The organism is Flavobacterium sp. LM4 (assembly GCF_002017935.1).
GTDB classification, from domain to species: Bacteria; Bacteroidota; Bacteroidia; order Flavobacteriales; family Flavobacteriaceae; genus Flavobacterium; species Flavobacterium chungangense.
The window spans coordinates 67533-91555 of the sequence record NZ_MUFW01000001.1 but is presented as its reverse complement, the minus strand read 5'-3'; the positions used below and the strand labels follow the sequence as shown (position 1 = coordinate 91555).

The following is a 24023-nucleotide window of genomic DNA, read 5'->3' as shown; positions in this document are numbered from 1 at the left end:
GTACAGCCCGACCCGTAGTTTTTACGAAGGGTCACGCCCAAATTATCCTAATAAAACAACCAGTCTACCGCACCTTTTTCGCCTTCGTCGATGTAGCCGACATCACGGGTTGTAATGGTTTGATTGGCGTCGATGAAGCCCAAAATCAGGACTCTTCCTTTACCCAAATCGAGTTTGTTTTCGCCCGGTTGGAAGGTGTAGGTGTGAATGTTGATTCGTGGCAATTCCTTCAAATTCATTGCGCTTGCCAGGATTACTTCGGCCTGACCGTGGGCATTTCCGGCTGCGTCTGTCTCCAGACTTGGCGGAAATAAAAATCTCTTTTGGTCGGAATTGAAATAACCTACCACCAGTTTTACTGCTTTGGTATTTTTGAATTTCAGCTGTGTTCCCTTTTCGTTTTGTGCTGTCTCGTCGAATGCAATTCCTTTTAGGTTTTGCAGTTCAGGAGCTACTTTTGTGAACTCTGAAATTGCTGTTCCATACACTTTTGTTCCGTTTTTGACTGCGTAAGTTCCTTTTGATTCTGACAACAAAGTTACTTCGGCAGTTTGCCACGGTTTACCTTCTTTAGTTACAATTTTACCATCTTTTGACGATTTCAGCAATTCTAAATTTCGTTTAAAATTAGCCAATTCACGTTCGTAATGTGGCAATAATTCGGCCCAAGTTTTGTTGTTTCCGTCGTCTCCACCAATCGGGATTCGGCGTTGTGCAGTCTGCATACTGTTGGCATACAAATAATGATCTTTGGTCAGACTCACCAATAATTCATAATGTTTGATGCTTTTTTCCAAATGCGGCAAGGCTTTGTCCAAATCAGCAATTTCGTTGGAATAACTGTAACGCAAGACCAAAATCGCGGATTTCACTTTCTCCGAAAAGAAATCGGCGAAGGCTTTGTAAGCGTGCATATCGTTTTTGAGGCGGAGAAATTCTTCCTTGTCTTTGGTTACTTTTGACTCGGCTTTGTCGATGGCTTCAACGGCTAATTTTCCGTGTTGCGTGATTTCGGCAATGATTTGTGTTGGCAATTCCCCAACGTGTGGTTCTTTGTTCCATTCTTTTTTAGCGTATTCCAAAAGCAATTCGCCCACTGGCCCACAAGATTCGTGGAATCCGGGATAGACTCTCCATTTGGCTGGATTTACTAATTGACTTTCAAACATTCCTAACAATAAAGTCTGACGATTTCCTTCTGTGATTCCGAAACGTCTTAATGTTTTTGGGGCAATTTCTCCAGACTCATCGTATGCTTTTTGGATGTTATTGGCTGCTTCTACATCCGTTCCGTATTTAGCAGCTAAATCTTCACTCCAATATTGAATCTCTTCGTTTCGATCTCTTTTGCTGTTCCAAGCATATCTTGCCCAGGCTTTGTACCAAATCCAGTCGCGATCCATTTCGAGCAATCGCTCGCCTGTTTTGGTTTTATCGGCCGTGTAAGGCCAATCCCAATAGGATGCCTGTGGATACAAATGTAGCGCATTAGCACCGTGAGCACTATGCATTGCCTGAACCGTTTTCTGAATAAAGTCGGGAGAACCGTAACGGAAAGGCTCCAAATTAGCCAAAATATGAACGTTTGAAATATGAACCGAATTCAAAGCGCTTAACTTTTTGTGAATTTCTCCCCAAGGGCCGCGTGGCGTGTAAGTCGTCAAGGACTCGCCATTGTACTTGTGCATCGTGTATAAATTTTTATACAACGGAAGTGCTTTTTCCATTACCAAAGGTGCATCGGTATCGTGAGCGCGAACGATAATTGGTGGCTCTTCGGTTTTGCCTAAAGCTTTCATTCCGCCTTGAACCCCCGGAATAATGGTCTTATTGAACCATTCTACGTCATCTTCAATCGTGTTGATTGCTTCGCCAAGGCAAACCAATAATCCCACGTTTGGATATTTTTCGATAAAGGCCGCGATTGATTTTCTGGTATAATCAGCAATTTCTGGTGTGATTGGACGTGAACGATCTTGTGTTTTAATGTTGTAATGCTCTGCAAAAGGTTTGGAAACAATGATATTATAGAACATCTGAATCACCCAGATTCCCCTTTTATTCGCTTCTACAGTCAGATAATTATAAATTTCTTCGTTCTTTTTGAAATCTTCTTCACTTACTTCCACAGCAAACGGATAGTCTTTTAGTTTTACCAACGAAGCAAAAGGATGTCCGTTCCATAAATACAGGGAATTTAGTCGGTTATCAACCATCATATCCAGGTATTTTGTCCATAGTTTTTTATCGTAAAACCAAGGGAAAGACTCGGGCGTGTATGGATATTCGTAAACGTCTCTTCCCGGAAGATAAACCGGTTTTTGCACTCCGATGCAAGACCCTCTCAATACCATTTCGGGACTGTCCTCGATATTGATTTCGGATGGAATTTCACCTGAAGTTTTGATTCGGTCTGCCAATTCCAAAGCTCCGTACAAAGCTCCGGTTGCATCTGTTCCTTCAATGAAAATGATGTTTTTTTGCGTGCGGATTTGAAAGCCTTCTTTTTTGGTCAGTTTGTTGTCGTCAATTTTAGCGCTTTTTGAATTTTGCTTCCAGAAATCAGTTCCTTTTTCGCCAATAACGATTACTTTATCTTTTGATTTTTTAGGAGTTTTGTCTGCGAAAGTTACTTTGAGTCCTTTTGCTGTTACAGTTTCTGATAGTTTTTCGGCACCATATTGCGCTCTTGGTGCTTTCGCATCACGAACGATGGTGATGTTTTGCGCTGATGCAAAAGTTACATATAGTCCTAAAAAAAGTAAGCTTAAATATTTCATTGTATTTTTTTTTAACCGCAAAGACGCGAAGACGCAAAGTTTTAATTTATTTAATCCTTAGCTAAATTTTCTTTGTGCCTTTGCGTCTTTGCGGTAATTAATTTAATTCTGAAAAATGCGTTTTAAATAAGCAACGTTGGCTCCGTAATTCGCTTTTATGTTATGAACCTGCGTTACGTCACGGGAACGTTCTACGATTAGCCAGCCACTCCATTTCATTTCGTCCAGCGTTTTTTTGATTTTTGGCATATCGACATTTTTATCGTTTTCCAGCCAAACACTATCTGTTGTGGAAGCGTGAATTTGTGCCAGATGTTTTTTGCCTAAAATCTTTAATTCGGTTGCGATGTCTCTTCCGTTATCCACGGCATTCGCAAAATTGAAAGAGCTTTTGATGTGTTTACAGCCAATTTCTTCCAACAGTTTTTTCTCTTCGGTGGCGTTTAATGAAGTTTCAATGGCGATAACTCCTCCAATTTTACCGACTTGTTTTCCTGCCCATTTCAATCTTTCAATAATTATCGGACGCAATTCGGGATTTTTATTCAAATCGCTTTCTGTACCTAATGGTAGATAAGCGACTTTTACCTTCATATTTTTCATTGCCTTGACGCAATCCTCAATCATAAGTGTTATGGATTCTCTTTTGGCAAAAGACTGTGCATAAAAACCAGACATTGCGATGGAACTGATTCCAACATTTAATTCTTTGGACTTATCCAGAAACTTTTGTCTTTCAATCGGGTCACCCAGTTTACTGTCGAAAGTGGGTCTTTTTCCCAAACCGCCCATATCTAGTTCGATTCCGTCTGCTTTTATTTCACTGGCTAAACCAAAAGCTCCCAGTTTTTGTCTTTTTAAGATCATCCAGTCACAAACGGCCACTTTATATTTTTGCTTTTTGGATGATTGAGCTGAAACTTCGCTGTTGAATGTTCCCGCCAAAACAATTGTCAGAACTACAGCGATAGTTTTAATGAAACTACTATTTTTCATATTTTATTTTTACTACGAATTAGTAATTTTCAATTCGTAATTCATAATTAATTTTTACTCTTCTTCCGCTTTAACAGCTTTCACTTCAACACCTTCTTGTCCTGGCCAGATTCCATTTTTGATTGGAATTGCTTTTAACTTACTTGGATCGATTTTTACGTATTTTAGTTTTTCTCTTCTCCAGGTGTACACAATATGCACCATTCCGTCTGAACTTTGAATTATTGACGGATAAGAATATTGACTGATTTTTGAATCTTCCAAAACTAATGTTGCTTTCCAATTGATTCCGTCATCTGAGATAGAAAGATTCAAAGGTGTTCTTGGTCCTTTGGCTTCTTTTCCGGGAGGCAAAACGTGGTTGTAAACCAATAAATGTTTTCCGTTTTTAAGCGTTACCGCATCGGTTCCGGAGTTGTTGTTTGGCAATCCGATTAGTTCTAAATCCGACCAGGTTTTTCCGTTGTCTTTAGAAAATGTACTGAAAATAGCTCTGTTTTTGGTTCTCCCAATCGCCTGAATGCTTCCGTCTTTATGAAACAGAATGCTTGGCTGAATGGCGTTGATTTTTTGTTTCCCTCTTGAAATGGTATCTCCCATCACCCAGGTTTTTCCGAAGTCAGGAGTGGATTCCATACGCAAATGCCAGCCATTTCCTTCGGTACTTGAAGGAAGTAATAAGTTTCCGTTGCTCAATAAAACCGGTTTGTTTTTGATTGGACCCAGAAAATCTTTACTTGGCATATCAATTTTATCAGACCAGGTTTTTCCGCCATCAGAAGAAGTTCTGTAAATGCCCCACCATTCAGATGGTTTTGGTCCGATTTTATAAAATAACATCAAATCGCCACCCGGAATTTGGTATAAAACAGGATTCCATGTTGGAAATCTTGTGCCGTCTTTCATTACACCATCAGCTACCTTAATGGGTTCACCCCATTTGTCGCTTCCTTTTGGCTTTATGGCCGAATAAATGCAAACATCCGGATGTCTTTCGTGTGATCCTCCAAACCAGGCCGAAACCAAATCTCCATTGGTTGCTTCCACAATCGTTACGGAATGGCAGGACGGATAAGGTGCTTTTTCGTAAATGAATTCATCTACCAAAATTCCTTCTTTCCAGGTCTTTTTTTCCAAAGCCGATTTACAGCTTCCCAAAAGTAGCAGTCCAAAAAAAGCGATAGTTATTTGTTTCAATTTCATTATTTATATTTTAAAATATTATAGTGTTTATTTTCAATACTATACAATTATAAGAATGGAAAAAAAATATTAAGTGTAAAAATGACACTAAATAATCAGACAAGCATCCTGTACTGTCCCGAATTATCTTATTGAAGCCTTAGATTTACTGTATAAGAACCCGATTCTAAAGTCAGGACTATGTTGTTATTTTCTGTTTTATAAGAAGATGAAAACTGAGCCAGTTTTTGCTTGTTTACCGTTACCGATGAAGCATTCGCTGTTGGCAAATACACCACAGCCGATGAATTGGCCGGAATGGTAATTTTCCATTCTAAAGTGTTTTTGTTTTTCTTCCAGTCGCTTCTAATTAATCCGTAAATCGATTCGTAAGAGGCGTTTACGAAAGTCAATCCCGCTCTGAAATCAGGTTTCATAATAATTTGTTTGAAACCCGGAGTTTCGGGATTGCTCTTGATTCCCCCATATTTTCGTAGTACCAGATCAATAAATCACCCAAAAGCATCACGTGATTTTGAGAATTCATTGTTGGATCAGCAGTATTTCCGTTCCATAATTCCCAAATGGTTGTCGCTCCGTTTTCGACCATATAACCCCAGCTTGGATATGTTTTGTTGGAAGCGAGTTTATAAGCCAAATCCCCTCTTCCGAAGTTCGTTAACGTTCGCATCAAAAATTGTGTTCCGATAACTCCCGTGCTGATATGACCGTTTTTAGTAACCTCCACTTCGTTAACCATATTTTGGAAAACCTTGTCAATTAAGTTTTCAGGAACCAAACCGAAAGCCAAAGGCAATACGTTTGCCGTTACGGTATTATTGGCATAGTAGTTTTTTTCGGTATTTAAAAATTTGGCGTTGAATGCTTTTTTGATTCTTGTTGTCAAATTATCATAATGGGCAATATCGGCATCGGCACTTGCGATTTTGGCAAACTTTTTCATAATGCCCAAAAGCTGATAATAAAACGCACTTGATAATAATTGTCCATCCGTTAAACGGGCAGAATCTTTGGAACGAATCAACTCTAATGATTCCGGCGGAACACACCAATCACCGTATTTGTCCTTGTCCATTAAATCATTTTGCAGATAATTTTCTTCCATATACACCATCCATTTTTTCATATACGGATATTGTTTTTTGATCACTTCTGCATCACCAAATTGTTGGTACAGCATATCGCCCACAGTAATATACGTCCCCGGCCAGGTCACGTTATCCCCATAATAGCGCCAAAATGCCGGCGCCACATCTGGCAATCCTCCATCCTGTGTTTGGGAATATTTAATATCATCCAGCCACTTGGCATACAAAGTCTGGTTGTCGAATAAAAAACTTTCGCCATAAGCACCTGTTGTTCTATCTCCTAACCAAGGCTGACGTTCGTTTCGCTGTGGACAGTCGATTGGCATTCCTTTGTAATTTCCGCTGATTCCCCACCACGCATTTTTAAAAATCTGGTTCATCGTCGCATCTGAAGATTCGAAAGTTCCAGTCGTTTTGATATCGTCATACACCACTTTTCCAACGAAATTATCCAAAGTTGGTTTGGTCGGAAAACCTGAAATCTCTACAAATCGGAAACCGTGAAATATAAAACGAGGTTCCCATATTTCTTCGCCTTCACCTTTTAAAGTATAAACGTCAGTAGTTTTCGCATCACGCAAATTGGCAATGTATAACGAACCATCAGCCTGCAAAGATTCGGCAAATTTCATTGTGATTTGGTCGCCACTTTTTCCTTTGACTTTCAGTTGCAACCAGCCCACCATATTCTGACCCATATCCAAAATATAAGTTCCTTTGGCAGTCGCTTTTATCGAAATTGGTTTTACCTCGCCCATTATTTTCATATTCGGCATCATCTGTGCTTCATAAAAACCACCCGGTTCCTGAACGTATCTGGCGTTTACCCAGTTTTTATCGTCAAAATTGGTCGTCGCCCAGCCTTTCATTTCCTTGCGGGCATCGTATTCTTCACCGTCATATTCATTGTTCGATAAAATCGGTCCGTCAGTAGTTAATTTCCAGGTGTCGTCTGTTCGCATGATATCTTTGGTTCCATCGGTATATTCAACAAACAACTGCAAAGCCATTTTCGGAAAACCAAATGATTTGATTTTATAGGGTTTGTAATCCTGACGCATTGCAAAAAAACGTCCGTTTCCTAAAATCGTTCCCAGCATATTTTTGCCTTCTTTCAATTGTGAAGTCACATCAAAAACATTGTATTTTACATTTTTTGTATAATCCGTCGGAACGGGTGCCAAAACCTGATCGCCAATTTTATTTCCGTTGATATACAGCTCATACAAACCCATTCCCATTATATACACTTTGGCACTTTTGACTTGTTTTTTTAAATCAATTTCTTTTCGCAAATAACGCGCAGACAATCTCGAATACTGCGAAACGCTATCATCTTTCGACAGTTTTTCATACCCAATCCAGCGTGTCGATTTCCAGTCAGCATAGGTTAAAATTCCAATGCTGAAATGAGCAGTTGTAGCCGATTCAACTTCTCCTTTGTTCGTGAAAACAGTTACTTTCCAAAACGCATTTTGTCGGTCTCCCAACTTTTTTCCGTTGTAGATAATATTGACAGATTCGTCACTTGTTACTTTTCCGCTATCCCAAAAATCAGCTTTGTTCGCATTTAGATTTTCTAAAGTCGAGGCAACCATAATTTGATAGGCCGTTTGTTTAACGGCATTCACATCGGCTTTTATTTGCCAGCTCAATCGCGGTTGTACCACATCAATTCCTTCGGGATTGTTCAGCATTTCGCATTGCAGGTTTGTTACGCTGATTTTTGTTTGGGCTTTCGCCGAAAGTGAAATCAGGGTTATAATGATGAATGTAAGATGTAAAAAAAACTTTTTCATTTTATTTTTATTTTTTTGTTCTCGCAGATTTAGCAGATTCGGCAGATTATTTTATTGACTAAAAATATACTTAGAATTACAATTTAGCTAAGATGTTAGTTATCCTTTTTTTGATGTAAGATTCTTTTATAAAGTCGCACTTTATTCATCAAAAAATCTTTATTTCTTAATGGATTATATAAACTTGAATTTTCAAACATCGCAACGAGAGTGATCTTTTCATCCTCATTAAGACTTTCAATACTCTTACCAAAATAAAATTTTGAAGCATTTTTTATTCCGATATTTTTATACCCAAAATCGTAGTTTAATAATCCAAATTTCAAACAATGATTTTTACTGAAATCTTTCTCAATTTTTAATGTATATATTTTTTTAGTCAATGAAAATCCGTGTCTATTTGGACCAATATGTGAAGTTGCAAATTCAGATATACATTGTCTTTCTTTTACAGTTTTATGAATTTTATTGTAAATCTCAACAATCGATTTTAAATCTTCTTTCTCAGTTTCTTTTAACGCACTTGTCAAATAAACAAACCTTTCATTTTTAAACATTGGATTAAAATCACTCAGCAAGAAATTATAGACTACAAAAAATAGAATTAAAATTAAAGCAATATTTTTAGTTGTTTTCTTTAACATTTATCAATAATAAATTATCTAGTTTTTTGTGAGTTACTTAGAAATAACTCTCGTAACTCGGATGACAAACTGGACAGAAATAAAATCTGCTCAATCTGCCAAATCTGCGTGAACCATTTTAATACAAATTTACTCCGAAACTAATTTCTCCAATTTTTCTGAAACCGCAATTTCCTTACCATTCTTAAAAACCCTAAACCCTTTTCCTTTACCATATTTCTCCCCAGTTTTGTCCCAAAGAATCGTGATAATATTCCCGTGATACAACACATTATCCAAACAGAACCAATCCCATTTTCCCTGTGGAACTAACGGATTTACTTCAATCTTTTCATCTGCTCTCGGGCGTAAACCAACTAATCCCGTAATCATCAAATCGTTAAAAGTCGAATGATTGTAATAACGGCTTCTTTCTTTGTCTCCCATCAGCCAATAGCCTGTCTTTTCATCCAGATATTCTCCAATGTATGGCTTTCCTCGGTAATATTGCGACTGCACATACAAATCCATTTGTTTGAAATAATCGGTTTTCGCAACGAAAGTTTGATTGTAATTATTCAAAACATTTGCCAAAGCAGTCAAGGTCTGCGAACTCGCAAAAGGCCAAATCGCTCCGTCCCATTCGCAGGTTCCGGTTCCGTGAGTTCTAAAACGCGGACTTCTGCGCTCGGCAGTTGTCAATCCAAAAGGTGCCGAAAACCCTTTTTCATCCTTAATCTGTTCCCAGGCTTTTTCAAAACCTTTATTTTTTTGTGGCAGATTAAAATACCACGGAATAAATCCAATCGCTTCTCTAACTTGTGCCAAAGTATCTTTCTCGGTAAACGTTTCAAAGAATTCACTTTTCGGATTCCATAATTTGGTTTCTACCAATTGTTGTAAAACATCGGCTTTAGCTTTAAATTTCGACTCTACTTCTTTGTCGCCTTTCATCTCGGCCATTTTCGAAATCGCCACAGCATTTCCAAACATATAACTGTTTATCGTCGGTCTTGCATTTTGTACTTTTCGCCCACCACTCAACGATTCTTCCATTCCGTCCTTTACATCGTGTTGCCAAAACAAACCATCTTTGCGCTGACGGTCTTTTTCCCAAACCGCATAATCTATAACCATATCCGGATACATATCCAACAAGAACTTTTCATCCTTATTCACCAAATAACGATTGTACAACGCATCAGCTGTCCAACTGCTGAATTTATACAATTTGTTCATCGGTTTTCCTTCATTGCCACGATACCAAATTTTCACATCCTGCTCAATGTACTGCGGATCGTGCATCCAGCGAAATTCATTAATATGATGCCCCACCGCACAAGCAATCAAATTGTATTTATCGGCATACGAACGATCTACCAAAAACTCAGTAATTCCGAAACCAAGTGGCGTTTTCTTGATGTGTTTTCGAGCCGTCCACCAACGGTAATAATAAATCTCCTCAAAATTCTGCTGTGGACATTCAAACAACGGAACATTTTTTTCCATCCACGCCCACGCACTGTCATTCGGAATCGCAAATTTCAAATTCTCGTCTTCCATCGTGTTGAAATAATCCACATAATGCTTAAAATCATCCGCTTTCAAAACTACGGAAGTTCCTTTTTTAGAATGCCCCGCTCCCGATTTACAACCGCTGTTCAAAGCCGAAATCAGGATGACAATCGCCATTATTTTGTATTTAAATTGGTGTAACATATTCTGTTTATTTTAATTTTTTGGGCGTGACCCTCCGTGAAAAACTTCGGGTCGTGCTGTACGTTCCCGCTTTTTTTTGTTCGGCTGAAAAAGCCTCTCAAAAAAAGAGCTCCACTGCCATCACTCACGCAGTCTCACGATCACGTTTATTTTTATTTCTACTTCTTTAAGGTTTCAAGACCTTAAATTTTATATTCTTTTGTCTCATTTTTGTCATTCCGACGGAGGAGGAATCTCCGCAAGTAACTCCACAATCAAAAGCTTCCAATCTTTGTCGATCTAGCAACGGAGATTCCTCCTCCGTCGGAATGACAAACTAAACTTATATGACTTATTATGATCAATAATTAATTCGCCGAAAAACTATAAGTCTGCCCCGCTTTCATCTCCACATCATACTCAGTGTACTTCGGCAATTGCACTTTAGGCAATTTTGCTTCTTTAGAAATAATCGGTTTTTTTACTTCCACATCATAAAACAACGGATTCGGGTTTTTACCTTTTGCTTTTTTAAGCACGATTCCTTTCTCTGCTCTTAAGGTGTTTTCCAATTTCAATCGGCAGTTTCCTCCTAATTTTGAATACACTTTCAAAGTCGAAACTTTATTGTTTTTCCACGTCATATCGATTACAAATCCGCCTCGGGTTACCAAGCCTTTGATGCTTCCGTCTTTCCAAACCGTTGGTAAAGCAGGCAATAAATGAATCGCATCTTCCTGACTCTGCATCAGCATTTCGGCTATTCCGGCAGTACAGCCGAAGTTACCGTCAATCTGAAACGGTTGGTGAGCATCCAACATATTTGGATAGGTTCCACCACCTTTTCTTTGGTCAGCGGTTACTAAATGCAATTGATCCTGAATCAGTTTATAAGCGTGATTTCCGTCTAATAATCTGGCCCATAAATTTACTTTCCAGCCCATTGACCAGCCTGTCGATTCGTCTGTTCTGTAAATCAGAGATTGTTTAGCTCCTTCAAACAATTCCGGTGTTTTGATTGGCGAAATCTGGTTACTCGGAAATAAGCCGTACAAATGCGAAACGTGTCGGTGATTGTCTTTCGGATTGTCCCAATCTTCCTGCCATTCCTGCAACTGATTGTGTTTTCCAATTTTCATCGGAGGCATTTTTGCTAAAGCTTCACTTAATTTTTTTGTATAATTGTCATCCGGAGCAACCAGTTTCGAAGCTTTAATCACATTCGAAAACAAATCAAAAACCAACTGATTGTCCATCGTAGTTCCGGAGGCAATCGTTGCTTTTCCTGTTCCACCAGCGTGTGTATTTTCAGGAGAACTTGATGGTACTACCACTAAATATCCTGTGTTTGGATCCATAATCATAAAATCCAAAAAGAAATCGGCAGAGCCTTTAATTATTGGATATATTTCTTTTAAATAATTGATATCGCCTGTGTACAAATAACGTTCCCACAAATCCTGCGAAATCCAGGCTCCACCAGTCATCCACATTCCTGACGCAGCCGAATCAACCGGAGCAGTTACGCGCCAGATATCCGTGTTGTGATGCAAAACCCAGCCGTTCGCATTGTACATTGTTTTTGCCGTTACTGCTCCCGTAACGCTTAACTCTTTTGCCATTTGGATAAAAGGCTCATGCATTTCGGTAAGATTGGTGACTTCTGCCGGCCAATAATTCATTTCGGCGTTGATGTTTGTAGTGTATTTAGAATCCCACGGAGGCGTTACCATATCGTTCCAGATTCCCTGTAAATTAGCAGGCTGACCTCCCGGCTGTGAACTCGAAATCAATAAATAACGTCCAAATTGAAAATACAGACTCGCCAACTGCGGATCGAATTGATTTTTGAAATCACGAATTCTTTCGTTTGTTGGTTTTTTGACGGCATCGTTAGAACCTAAATCCAATGAAACTCTGTTGAAGAATTTTTGATAATAGGCAACGTGCGCTTTTTTGATTTCATCAAAACTTTTCGGCAAAGCTTTATCCAAATACGATTTGCTTTTTGCTATTTCGTCTTCGGTAATGTCCTGATAGTTTTTGAAATTGGTCGCTATCGAAATATAAAGTGTTACCTCATCGGCTTTGTTGATGATTAAGATTCCGTTGCTTGCTGAAACTTCACCGCCTTTATTTTTGGCTTCGATTCTGCCCTGAAATTTTACTTTTCCTTTTACGTTTTCAAAATTAGTCCCAACTCCCGAAAGGATAATTTGGTTACCTTCAGTTGACGGAACGGTTTTGTCAATAGGGCTGTTCATAAAAACATTCGCCGTAATCTGACCCGGCTGACTTGCCGACAATTTTACCACAATCACCTGATCTGAAAATGATGTCAATATTTCTCTGGTAAATTCTACACCATTTACGGTGTATTTTACTTTTGCAGTGGCGTTTTCGATATCCAAGTCACGGTAATAATTGGTATATTTTTGATGTCCCGGAAACGAAATGTAAGCGCTACCGAAAGTCTGATACGGCATTCCGTCATTGGTTTGCGACATAATATCTTGTGTTGCCAATGCTTGTGCTTCATCAAATTTTCCTTCGAAAACCAGCTGTCTTACTTTTGGCAATGCTTCAATTGATTTGGTATGCGCGTTGCTGTTTGGTGAACCTGCCCAAATGGTTTCTTCGTTCAATTGCAAACGCTCCACAGCAGGATCTCCAAAAACCATTACACCCAAACGGCCGTTACCCAAAGGCAAAGCTTCATTCCAGATGGTGGCGGGTTTGTCGTACCACAATTTTAGTTGGCTGTTGGTTTGCGCCGTTGTAGCGAAGGAAACAATTCCCAAACAGATTGCTGTAATTTTACTTTTTAACTTCATAACTTATGGTTGATGGTTAATAGTTGATTGTTGTTGGCTAATCAATTATTAAATTCATATTTTTTTATTCCTAAATTTTTATCAAAGACAAATATTCTTGATTTACGAGAGTGCGTGAGGGATAGAAGCTGGCTACCGAAGTAGCGCGGATAGCCCGACCCGATTTGGGAAAGGGGCGACTAAGCGGTTTCGAGAGTTGCCCCTTTTTCAAATTGGGTCACGCCCAAATATTACTTCTTGACTTCATACACTTTCAGATTTTTTTCTCCGAACATTTCATATAATTTGTTGATGTCTTTCAGGGCATTTTTAGGTAGATTTTCGGCTTTGTTGCCAAAAACATATAATTTTTCATAAGGCTCAATCACACAAGTCGATTCGTCGATTTCGCCTTTTTCGTTCTTCACTTTGTTCAGATCCAAGCCTAAATATTTCGCCATAAACAGATACAGTGCCATACGTTTTGAAACGCCAAAATCGTGGCCTTCCTTGGCAAAATGGGCGTTTTCTACGAGACTTTTCTTGCCGTATAATTCGTAGGTTCTTTGGATAAAAGGGAATTCTAATTCGGGAACGGCCAAGGTCCAGTCTTTTCCGTCTGAAACGATTAACTGTGGTTTTGGCGCCATCATTGCGGAGATTTCTGCATTGTTGGTTCCGTTTCCGCAAAGGTGGATTCCGCGACCGCTCTCGCACGGACAACCGCCCGAAAAATGCGAAGAAACCATCACCACGGGAGCCGAAACCGTGATTCGATCGTCTAAAGCGGCCAAAAACATCGTGTGCGAACCTCCGCCGGAACCGCCGGTAACGCCAACTCGCGAAACATCGGCATTTTTTATGGTTGCCAGATAATCCAATAATCGGATTCCGCTCAAGACCTGAACGGTTGAGGCGATACTATTTCGGTGGGTTTCTTCGGGGAATTGCAATAAGGATTCGCCCCAGGCAAACAGGTCATAACTTACTACAATCGCGCCCATTTTGGCCATTATGGCGCAACGGTATTGCTCGTCTTTTCGGTATCTTCCGTCACCAAAATGTCCATCGGGCGTTAAGATAATCGCTGATTTTTTGTTTAACGGATAGGGTTTGTAAATCGATCCCGTTGTGTAAACGCCAGGCAGTATTTCTAAAGCTATATTCTCGACGCTGTAATCTTTATAGATTCTTTTTGGCGTTAAAAGTGGTTTAGACTTTGGTGTTGGGGGCGCCTTGTCTAAACCAAATGACATGGTCATACAAGCTTTTAACTCCTTTTTTCGTTTTTCCCAGTCGGCAACATTGGAATATAAAGTGGTCAAATAATCTAAACGCTCTTTTCCTTTATCGACTGAAACTTTATGGTTTTCATATTTTCGGATTTGGTATTTTCCGTCCGGCTGTTTGAAATACGTCAATTCAAAAGGGACTAAAACATTCGCCAGAGAAACTTCCAGATTGCCTTGTTCGATTCGCCAATCAGCGTAATCGAGTTCTTTTCCTTTCAATAAACCTCTGTCATCAATTACGGTGATTTTGAAAATGGTTTCGATGTTTTTGATGGTTTCCGTAACCGGTTTTCTGAAATTCGTATCGGATGTGCATTGCGCGTTTGCAAGTGTCAATCCAAAGATTGAAACCAGTAGAGCAAAAAGTATGTTTTTAATTGTCGTCATTTTTAAATCTTATAATTTGCATTCAATTGTATATTTTCCGCATCCTAATTTCAAATCTTTAGTCAGTTTTCCGTTGACTTTTATTTCTGAATTCTTTTCGATTGGCAATTTTATGGTCGCTGATGTATTGGCAGGAATCTCCACTCTCAGGATTAACTTACCGTCTTTCTTTTCCCAGGCCGAAGCAATATTTCCGTAAATGGATTTGTAGGTTGCTTTTACAAAAGTCATATCGCCCACGATTTCCGGCTGAATAAAGAAATGTTTAAATCCCGGATTTTGATCATCGGGAACGATTCCCGCCAGGCTTTGGTAAAACCATTCTTCGATTTGTCCCATCATAAAATGATTCCACGAATTTCCTTTGCGCGGATCCCATTGCTCGGTCAAAGTAGTCAGGCCAAATTTAATCTGAAAACCATAACCCGGCGCATCGTAGTGATTGTTCATTTTATACATCGTTTCGTTTTCGCCGTTTCGTGCCAAAGCCTGAAATAAATAACGGTTTCCGACATCGCCTGTTGTTAATCGGTCGCCTTTTGCTTTGATGTCGTTTAATAAATTCTGCATAACCGCCTGTTTGTATTGCGGTTCTACAATATCCATAAAAACGGGAACGGCATTGCTGAACTGACTGCTGGTTCCGTATTGTTTGGTTTCGGGATTGAAAAATTCCTTGTTGAAAGCGTTTTTGATATCTGAAGTCAGCTTTTCGTACTTTGCAATATCTTCTGTTTTGTTCAATAATTTGGAGGCTTTTGCCAGCAAACTCGCTCCATAAAAATAATGAGAAGTGGCCGAAAGCGCAATCGGGCTGTTTTTGGAATAACCCGCCGGATGCGTTCCATAATCGTACCAATCGCCCAAACCGTGTGAAACGATATGATTGGTGGCTTTGGTTCCCAAATAATCCACATATCTTTTCATTACGGGATAATATTTTTCGATTAACGAAGCGTCGCCGTAATATTCGTAATACATCCAAGGCAGAATCACGCCTGTCACACCCCATTCCGGTGAGTCTGTAAAATCGCCTCCGAAGACTACATATTCGGGAACGATGGTTGGAATCAGACCGTTATCTCGTTGCGAATCGGAAATGTTTTGCATTGTCGCCGGAATAAAACTTTCGAGGTTATAATTGAACAATAATCCGGGTCCGTTTAAGTGAATTTCTTCCAACCAACCCAATTTTTCGCGTTGCGGGCAATCGGTGAAAACACTTTGAAAATTACTTTTGATAGCGTTGTTAATCAGCAAGTGTGTTTTATTGAAAATGTCATTGGACGATTCAAAAGTTCCTGCTTCTCCTGCCGAATTGTAAATGAAATTCGATTTCAAATCTACCAATGTTGGCAGATTTTCGTTATTAGTTTCTTTATAATTGATGTTCTCTATTTGCACATATTGAAAGCCGTAATAACTGAATTTCGGTTGCCATTCTTCAACGCCTTCACCTTTCAATGTATAGTCGTAATAATATGGTTTTCCAGTTTTTCCCTGACTAACTGTTCCGTCTTCATTCAGGCTTTCACCTACCCAAACACGAACAGTTTGTCCTTTTTTTCCTTTGACTTTTATGGTGGTAAATCCCGAAAGATTTTGTCCCATATTGAAAACAAAAAAGTTAGGTTTCAGTTCTTTTGCCTTTTTAACTTCGTACTGCTTTTGGATTGTAATGGGTGTTGTAATCTGTGGTCTTAAAACACCTTTTGGTGCTTCCTGAACGATTACTTTTTTCCAAGCCGAATCATTGAATCCTTTTTCGTTCCAGCCTTTTTGTTCTAAATTGGCGTTGTAATCTTCGCCTCCAAAAATACTGTTGTAGGTAATCGGACTTTTACTGTATTTCCAACTTTCATCTGATTTTATAATGTCTTCGGAACCGTCTTTGTAAATCACTTTCATTTTGAAAAACAAAGTTGGAGGACCAAAACTTACATAGAATTTCGAATAGCGCTCGGCAAGTGTGTTGTACATTCCGTTTCCTAATAAAACTCCAATTACATTTTCGCCTTTTTTTAGTTGATTAGCAGATAATTGATAGGTGTTGAAGTTGACCGTTTTGTCGTAATCTGTCCATAAAGGGGCAAAATCGCTGTTGCCAATTTTCTTTCCGTTAATGATTAATTCGTAATGTCCTAAACCTGAAATGTACACTACTGCTTCTTTTATTTCTTTGTTAACCGAAAATGGTTTACGAAGCATAATACTTCTGCGCGACAACGAATCGGAAGCATTGATTAGAGCATCTTTTTTTTCTCGTTTGAAAGTCGCGGTATGGTAATTTCTGCCTTCCGGTAAATGACTGTCGGCTTTGGTAATGGCGCCAATCCAAGTTGGATTTAATGCTGAAGGTGCGATTCTGAAAGAAGCTGTTTTACTCCAATTGGAAGATTTCTCTTTTTGATTCCAGACTTTTACTTTCCAGAAATATTTGGATTCGGTTTTTAATGGAGTTCCGTTGTAGGTAATTTGAAGATTTTTATTGGAAACTACTTTTCCGCTGTTCCAGAAATCGGCTTCATTTTTCTTTAGTTTTTCTTCTGAAGAAGCTATCAAAATCTGATACGCAGTTTGTGATACATTTGATTTTTGGGAAACCAATTGCCAGCTTAATCTTGGTTGATTAGTGTTTACAGCCAATGGATTTTCTGTCATTTCGCATCGTAAATGCTCAGCAGAAATTTGTCCTTTCGAGATGAAAGTTACTAATAGGAAAAAGAGATAAAATATGTTTTTTAAATTCTTCATATTTATTTTTTTACTCGCAGATTGAGCAGATTTTATTTTTTATTTTTTTTTAAAGTATTCAACCCGTTTATTACCATGCCAAAGCCTCTTTTTTGTCATTCCGAGGAACGAGGAATCTCCGCTTGCTATTCCGCACTGTTGAGGACTTTGTTTGTAGAGCTTCTTACGGAGATTCCTCCTCCGTCGGAATGACAATATTGTGTAAAATCTATTGGTCTTAATCTTAGTATTACAATTTCTTCGTAACCAAAGACTGAATATTAAAAACTGCTTCGGGAATTAATTTTCCTGTATCCGGTAAATCGGTAAAATCTGGTGTGTCCGGTTCTGTATCTGCATTTGGTGTGTAACGCTGATCGCCTGTGCGGAACATAATGCGCGAAATACCATCAACCGGAGCATAGAATATTTTGTTGGTTTCTTTGCCGTCATTCACTTTTACGGTGTACCAACGGGAAGTCACGTCTAATTTTACTGTAATTGTATATTCTTTTCCGGCTTCGTATTTTCCAATTCCGCCGTGACGGGCTCCGTGTTTTACTTTTATTTCTCCATCCGAATCGAAAACGATGCGAATCGCAGGCAATCCTTGTTTGTTTTGGAACTCTACCTGCAATAATCCATGATTGTTTTGTTCAGGTTTAACGGTTAAAGTCGCTTCCATTTTTTGTGCAAACGGAATCACACGTTCGGCACGGGAATAATCAAAAAAGTCCTGATCTCTTAAGGTCAGCCATTTTTTTCCATCTGTTTTCTTTTCGATTTTGGCGGAAGCCCAGGACAAATCATAGGTATTCCATAATTTTAATTCTTCTCCGTTTGGCAAATCATTGAAAATATCATTCGCGTTTTCTTTTACTTCGCTTGTTACGGGAACTGGTACCGAAGCCACCCAAATATCTTCTTTGTTCACACTGTAACTTACCCACAATTTTCCGTCTGGCGGAGTTCCGTTTCCTTCGAGGATTCCGCGGACGTATTGCGGGCCGGCAGATTTGTAGTTTCCTCCGTAACGCATCGGACTTACTTCTCCGTGAACCAATAATAAATCTTTGTAATTCAGTCCGTCATCACTGGTTGATATCGCCAATGGCCAGCGGTATTCTGACGGATTGTAAACGGTTGCATAACGGTTATCCGAAGTTTTTTGTCCCCAGATTTTGGCATTGCTGTTTACAAATCCGGGTGCTCTTAACGGTGTGTATTCCCAGGTTTTTCCTTCGTCTTTACTTAATGATGTTAAAGCAAATTTCCATAAACCAACTACGTTTCCGTTTGGTAAATGGTAATAATTGAAGGCTTTGTACTGTTTTTTTAATGGCACCAAAGCATCATCACGATCAGCTTCTTCGACCCATTGTTGCATCATCAAAGGCTTTGACAGCAATTCGTCGCATGCATTGATGAATTTTTTGTCTTTACTTTTTGTGTAAAACGGGAAGGTCGTTGGCAACGGGTTTCCAGTTTTGTTGTATCTGATGAAATAAATAGGTCCAAAAGTTCCGTCTTTATAAATTTCTCTAATTACACGACCAATTCCTTTTCCGTCATTCGGATCGTCTTTTTTGTCCAAGGCAACTCCGTAATAACCGGTTGCCAGTAATCTGTTGTCGGATGAAACGTAAAAGCCCATCCGCTGGTGCATAATGGCATCGATGTTTTTGGCTACGCCTTCTACTCCTTCTTTTTTAAAGCCGTCAGGAACGTGGTAAATTGGGAAAAGTACGGCTGGTTTTGTCCAGGTTAAACCGTCTTTCGAAGTCATTATAAAAGTCTGGCTCGGCGGAATGTGTTCTCCTGAAGGGTCGCTTAAATAATGTAGGTAAAATGTATTATTCCAATACGCCATCATCGACTGGTGGTTGTAGGTCCAGCCAAAACCATCTGCTTTTTCCGGATGTTCACGGCTGGCACGCATAATTTGTGTGGCGTGAACGCCAACTGCCGGACTTAATTGTCCGTGATGGTAATCGACATTGGAAAGTGTTTTTCCTGTATATCGTATCGTGTCTTGTTGGGCTTGCGCCGAATTGACTGCGACACAGCTCAACAAAATGGTTGTTGCTGATACGATATTGGTTTTTATGTTTTGAAATGCAATCATTTTTATTTTATTTATTTCACCAACTCAGGATTATGAACCCTGCGGTCGAGTAAATCCATTATTTCTTTTCAATTAATCCTTTTAGAACTTCTTCGGAAATTGTTGTAATTGTTCCGTGTTTGTGTCCTTCGGGAAGCGATATTTTTGATGATACATCTTCGAATTTTACAAAATCTGAGGTGCTTAAGGCTTTGTAATTTTTGGATCCATAGTTGTCATAATACAGCAACCAGTTTTTGCCGACTTTAACAACCGTTGGACCTTCTGATAAATATTCCGTCAAGGGTTTTGATCTTTTTTCGAATGGTCCTAATGGTGATTTTCCGAAAGCTACTTCTATGTTTCGCATTGGTCTGGTGTTGTCTTTTAGAACCAAAACATAATCCTTTTTGCCTTTTTTGACAATTACACAATCGATGACGCTGAAACCTGGGTCGTAATACAATTTGGTATCAGAAAAGGTTTTGAAATCTTTGGTGGTTACGTAATACATTCGGTGGTTGTTTTTCTCGTCTTCTACTCCTTTTTCGAATCGGAATGGGATTGTGGATGCCCAAATAATAATGTATTCTTTTTTGACATCGTCATAAAAAATCTCGGGCGCCCATACGTTTACGACTTCGGGTTCGTGTTTCATTACGGAAATGTATTCCTGTTTTGACCAATGAATCAGGTCTTTTGAACTGGCGTATCCGAATCCGTTTCCGCCTTTCCAGTCGGTTGTCCAGACCATGTGATAGGTTCCGTTTGCGCCTTTGGTGATGGAGGGATCACGCATAATTTTGCTGGCTCCGATTTCGGGTTTTAGGAAGGATCCTTCCAAACCTTTCCAGTTGTAGCCGTCTTCACTGTAGGCTAGGTATAAACCTTCGGTAGCGGGTTCCCTGAAAGAGGTGAAAAGGAAAATTTCCTTTTTTTTCTGGGAATAGCTTACAGCGAAAAGTGAAAGCGTTAGTATGATGAATATTTTTTTCATTGTTATCTTTTTATCCTGCGAGGTTTCCAAAAAACCTTGTAGGTGTTCAATATATTTTTAACACATAGAAACATAGTTTTCTTTATCTAAAAAGGCGTTTCACTTTTATAAAAACACAGAGCTATGTGGACAACTAATACCGGGCTTTGGAAACCTTGCAGGATTTGGTGTTTATTTTTTCTCACCACAAATTGCACAAATTTTCGCAAATTTTAATTATTAAAAAATTGGTGTATTCTATTTTTAAAACCATTTCTGAAAGGATTTGGTATTTCTTCTTAATGTCAAAAAATCCAAATGTTTCTCTTTAGCCCCGATTGCAGTGGAAATCCTTTTGTGCCGGTGTTCGGCACAAAAGATTACTTCACTATACTTTTATTTTCATCGGAGTTCAGTGAACTTCGTTTGTAACGGAAAGCGGGACGATGCTTCCTAAAATGCCCAATTTTTCTGCTCCTGAAAATAATTACGTTATTCTGTAATTGCTTTTTTATCCAGGTCTTTTCCTTTTTTCACAACCGTAGTCACATTGTTGAATACATTGTTTTTTAGAAAAATATTTTTGGTATCTTTTCCATTGGCTTCGATGAAAATATCGGTGGCGTTGAACGAAAAATTGTTGTTGATCATAATGTTCGAGGCGTTGTCGATTTTGATAACCGGAACTCCTTTTATCGGTGTCGATGAACCTACGTTGTCTAAAATCAGGTTTTTAGCATCGCTGATTTTGAAAGAGGAACCCACGGTTGCGTTGACTTTTACGTCGTGAAATTCTACATCGGTCGCTGTGTTTATAGTAAAACCTTCCTTGCCGTCCATATTGATGTTGGAGAAGGTGATGTTCTGGATTGGCATTTCAACGATTCCGCGAACGAATCCGGCTTTGTTGACGTTTCCGCCTGTAACGTTGCTGATGTGGATGTTTCTGAAAATCGGCGTACGCTCTGTAACGGGCTCTACGGGATTGTCTTTGTCGTAGAAAAGATCCAAAATAATGGCTTCTTCCTTGATGTTTTTCATTACAATATTGTCGACGCGAATGTCTTCTACAACTCCACCTCTTCCACGAGCGGCTTTGATACGGATTCCACGATCGGTTCCGTCGAAAACGCAGTTGGAAATGGTGATTTTTTTGATTCCGCCTGACATTTCGCTTCCGATAACGACACCTCCGTGACCGCTTAACATTGTGCAATTGGTGATGGTTACATTTTCGGTTGCTTTTCCGTATTTACGACCGTCTGCATCGCGACCCGATTTGATGGTAATACAGTCGTCGCCTACGCTGATGTGGCAATTTGAAATGTGAACGTTGGTACAGGACGAAGGGTTGATTCCGTCTGTATTTGGGGAATGCGGATTATTAATTGTAATTCCCGCTACGGTTACATTGTCGCAAAATTCAGGATTTATGGTCCAGAAAGGCGAGTTTTTGAAGGTTACTCCTTCGATTAAAATATTCTTGCAATTGTAAGCCTGGAAAAAAGAAGGCCTGAAAAAGTGTTTGTCAATTGTTCTTTTATAATAAGGCTCGTAAACGATTCCTTTGTTTTGCTCGGTCCACATTTTTTGGTATTTGGTTTCCGGAATCGGCCCTTTGGCGGTTTCGATTCGGTAGACTTCATTCCACCACGCTTTTCCTTGTCCGTCGATTACGCCTCTACCTTTGATGGTGATATTTTCGACATCTTTGGCATAAAATAATGGGGAGAACGACTGCATCACGATGCCTTCGTAACGCATTTCTACATACGGAAGATAGTCGTCGAAATTCTCTGAAAATTTCAAAAGTGCTCCTGAATCCAAATGGATGGTGATGTTGCTTTTTAGTTTTAAAGCTCCTGTTAAATATTCTCCAGCTGGGAAAAAGATGGTTCCGCCTCCGTTTTTAGATGCTTTTTCGATGGCACTTTGAATGGCTTCAGTGCATTTTATTCCTTTGTTGTTTCCGCCTTCGTTCAGGATGTTTAGCCAGCCATCGTTTGCGAAAGCGGTGTTTAGTCCGGTTATGAAGAAAAGTATGATTATGATGTTTTTGATTTTCATTTTGATATTTTTTTTAGCACGCAGATTATGCGGATTTTAGCAGATTTTTTATTCTTCAGATTCTAAAATAAGTACCCAGTCATTGCCATCTTCTTTTTTACCTGTTGGTTGAAAATCTTTTATCCCTTTATTTTGAAAAAAACCAATCTGTTTTCTCTCACCATTTCTTGGATTATACCAACTTGCGTGAACATTATCTCCCAAGATTTTCCCCATATTAATGGACATTTTTCTGCCATTATACGTATAAATTAGTGCATAATTAAGCCCTCTTGTTCCCACTAAATAATCATATTTTTTACCTTGATTTGCAATTAAGGTCTGATCAGGGATACGGTCCAACGAATTATATCTTTCCATCAATTCCTTAATATAAATCATTTGCCCGGCTCCAGGTGCATTGATAGCGTCATTCCATAATTCTTTGTTTCCGTAGGCCGGATTGTCACCCTTTCTGAACATTTGCATTACGGCATTGTGCCCGTAAGTGTAACCTGCTCCACCTGCAAAAACGGACCAGTATCCGTAGCGACGTACATCGCTGGCCGTCCATTTTGGCTGTAACGTATCGTGCAGACCGTGTGGAATTCCTTCGTATGATGGTTCTCCGTCAAGGGTTGGTTTTGTTGGTTTTAAATCCCAGTCTCTTTGCACAAATTTGTAATTATCTTCTTTGAAAGGTTTCACCGAATCCTGATCGTATCTTCTGTGACCGGACTGAAACATATTGAAATCCAGCCAGCTTGCATTGTGAAAATTCTCTGATGAATCGGTTCTTCCGAATGGGTGGAAAGTCACTAATTGATCCGGGTTACTGGTTTTTAAAGTACTTCCGAGTGCGTTCCAGATGTCCTGAAATTTATCTCCGTAGGTATCGCCACCGTTCAGCCAGATTATATTCGTTCTTTTTTTATATCGATCGGCTAAAAATTTTGCATATTTTTCAACATCCGCTTTTGTTACTTTACTTTTAGCACTACTAATATTAGTTCCCCAAACCGGCACCATTGCAAGGTAGATTCCGTTTTTTTGGGCTACATCTAAAGTGTAATCTATGTGGTCCCAATAATCGTATTCGGGAGCATCATTTGGATCGTTGCCGGGTGAAGTAATTTGCTGGGCCAGATTATCATTCATTAATGCCTGATCGCCATACGCATTTACAGCATTCACATTATGCAACACCATCACCTGAACGACATTGAATCCTTTTGCTTTTCGGTCTTCTAAATATTTAACAACGCCTTCTCTGTCTAGTTTTCCGAATGTCAGCCAGCCTGTATCGCCTAACCAAAAGAAAGGTTTTCCATCTTCGGTCACAAAATAATGTTTGTTTTCGGAAACTTTAAGTTTTGGCAGGTTTTTGGATTGAGAAAATCCGCTTTGTGCTGTCAACATAAAGGGTATACAAAGGACGAATAGGTATTTAATTTTCAGGTTCATTATATTTATTTTTGCACGCAG

At 39.2% G+C, this 24023-nt stretch carries 14 protein-coding genes; all 14 read right to left on the bottom strand.

Features of this window, described 5'->3' with window-relative positions; translation table 11 throughout:
* Positions 1-47: 47 nt before the first annotated feature.
* Positions 48-2780, bottom strand: a complete 2733-nt coding sequence (locus tag BXU10_RS00270) for a glycoside hydrolase family 20 zincin-like fold domain-containing protein (RefSeq protein ID WP_078225632.1) — start codon at positions 2778-2780, stop codon at positions 48-50.
* 102 nt (positions 2781-2882) lie between these two features.
* Complete coding sequence (locus BXU10_RS00265) at positions 2883-3776, bottom strand: sugar phosphate isomerase/epimerase (protein WP_078225631.1); 894 nt, start codon at positions 3774-3776, stop codon at positions 2883-2885.
* A 54-nt stretch (positions 3777-3830) separates the two neighbouring features.
* Positions 3831-4979, bottom strand: a complete 1149-nt coding sequence (locus BXU10_RS00260) for an exo-alpha-sialidase (protein ID WP_078225630.1) — start codon at positions 4977-4979, stop codon at positions 3831-3833.
* A gap of 128 nt (positions 4980-5107) precedes the next feature.
* Positions 5108-5395, bottom strand: a complete 288-nt coding sequence (locus BXU10_RS25115) for an alpha-L-rhamnosidase C-terminal domain-containing protein (RefSeq protein ID WP_255405965.1) — start codon at positions 5393-5395, stop codon at positions 5108-5110.
* Positions 5392-7866 carry a family 78 glycoside hydrolase catalytic domain gene (locus BXU10_RS00255; RefSeq protein ID WP_223255360.1) on the bottom strand — a complete coding sequence of 825 codons (2475 nt, stop codon included), beginning with the start codon at positions 7864-7866 and terminating at the stop codon, positions 5392-5394. The genes BXU10_RS25115 and BXU10_RS00255 overlap by 4 nt, the downstream gene beginning before the upstream one ends.
* Before the next feature lie 95 nt (positions 7867-7961).
* Positions 7962-8423 (bottom strand): transglycosylase domain-containing protein, encoded by a 462-nt coding sequence (locus tag BXU10_RS00250; RefSeq protein WP_223255359.1) that lies wholly within the window; start codon positions 8421-8423, stop codon positions 7962-7964.
* Positions 8424-8639: 216 nt separating this feature from the next.
* Positions 8640-10208, bottom strand: coding sequence for a glycosyl hydrolase family 65 protein (locus BXU10_RS00245; RefSeq protein ID WP_078225628.1), 1569 nt, complete (start codon positions 10206-10208; stop codon positions 8640-8642).
* Between the two features lie 347 nt (positions 10209-10555).
* A complete protein-coding gene (locus tag BXU10_RS00240; protein WP_078225627.1) occupies positions 10556-13021 on the bottom strand; it encodes a glycoside hydrolase N-terminal domain-containing protein in 2466 nt (821 codons plus the stop codon).
* Between the two features lie 230 nt (positions 13022-13251).
* Positions 13252-14679 (bottom strand): acetylxylan esterase, encoded by a 1428-nt coding sequence (locus tag BXU10_RS00235; protein WP_223255358.1) that lies wholly within the window; start codon positions 14677-14679, stop codon positions 13252-13254.
* A gap of 9 nt (positions 14680-14688) precedes the next feature.
* Entirely contained in the window at positions 14689-17433 is a 2745-nt protein-coding gene (locus tag BXU10_RS00230) for a glycoside hydrolase family 78 protein (RefSeq protein ID WP_078225626.1), read from the bottom strand.
* Positions 17434-17662: 229 nt separating this feature from the next.
* Entirely contained in the window at positions 17663-19537 is a 1875-nt protein-coding gene (locus tag BXU10_RS00225) for a six-hairpin glycosidase (RefSeq protein ID WP_078225625.1), read from the bottom strand.
* A gap of 58 nt (positions 19538-19595) precedes the next feature.
* Entirely contained in the window at positions 19596-20513 is a 918-nt protein-coding gene (locus tag BXU10_RS00220) for a glycoside hydrolase family 43 protein (RefSeq protein WP_078225624.1), read from the bottom strand.
* 471 nt (positions 20514-20984) lie between these two features.
* On the bottom strand, positions 20985-22559 hold the full coding sequence (locus BXU10_RS00215; protein WP_078225623.1) for a glycoside hydrolase family 28 protein: 1575 nt from the start codon (positions 22557-22559) through the stop codon (positions 20985-20987).
* 48 nt (positions 22560-22607) lie between these two features.
* Positions 22608-24002 (bottom strand): glycoside hydrolase family 140 protein, encoded by a 1395-nt coding sequence (locus BXU10_RS00210; protein ID WP_078225622.1) that lies wholly within the window; start codon positions 24000-24002, stop codon positions 22608-22610.
* Positions 24003-24023 lie beyond the last annotated feature (21 nt).

Excerpts from the sequence above, each read along its gene's own strand:
- BXU10_RS00220 (WP_078225624.1), bottom strand. The coding sequence starts at position 20,513 with ATGAAAAAAATATTCATCATACTAACGCTTTCACTTTTCGCTGTAAGC.
- BXU10_RS00235 (WP_223255358.1), bottom strand. The coding sequence starts at position 14,679 with ATGACGACAATTAAAAACATACTTTTTGCTCTACTGGTTTCAATCTTT.
- BXU10_RS00240 (WP_078225627.1), bottom strand. The coding sequence starts at position 13,021 with ATGAAGTTAAAAAGTAAAATTACAGCAATCTGTTTGGGAATTGTTTCC.
- BXU10_RS00245 (WP_078225628.1), bottom strand. The coding sequence starts at position 10,208 with ATGTTACACCAATTTAAATACAAAATAATGGCGATTGTCATCCTGATT.
- BXU10_RS00265 (WP_078225631.1), bottom strand. The coding sequence starts at position 3,776 with ATGAAAAATAGTAGTTTCATTAAAACTATCGCTGTAGTTCTGACAATT.
- BXU10_RS25115 (WP_255405965.1), bottom strand. The coding sequence starts at position 5,395 with ATGAAACCTGATTTCAGAGCGGGATTGACTTTCGTAAACGCCTCTTAC.
- BXU10_RS00230 (WP_078225626.1), bottom strand. The coding sequence starts at position 17,433 with ATGAAGAATTTAAAAAACATATTTTATCTCTTTTTCCTATTAGTAACT.
- BXU10_RS00225 (WP_078225625.1), bottom strand. The coding sequence starts at position 19,537 with ATGATTGCATTTCAAAACATAAAAACCAATATCGTATCAGCAACAACC.
- BXU10_RS00260 (WP_078225630.1), bottom strand. The coding sequence starts at position 4,979 with ATGAAATTGAAACAAATAACTATCGCTTTTTTTGGACTGCTACTTTTG.
- BXU10_RS00255 (WP_223255360.1), bottom strand. The coding sequence starts at position 7,866 with ATGAAAAAGTTTTTTTTACATCTTACATTCATCATTATAACCCTGATT.
- BXU10_RS00215 (WP_078225623.1), bottom strand. The coding sequence starts at position 22,559 with ATGAAAATCAAAAACATCATAATCATACTTTTCTTCATAACCGGACTA.
- BXU10_RS00270 (WP_078225632.1), bottom strand. The coding sequence starts at position 2,780 with ATGAAATATTTAAGCTTACTTTTTTTAGGACTATATGTAACTTTTGCA.
- BXU10_RS00250 (WP_223255359.1), bottom strand. The coding sequence starts at position 8,423 with ATGTTTAAAAATGAAAGGTTTGTTTATTTGACAAGTGCGTTAAAAGAA.
- BXU10_RS00210 (WP_078225622.1), bottom strand. The coding sequence starts at position 24,002 with ATGAACCTGAAAATTAAATACCTATTCGTCCTTTGTATACCCTTTATG.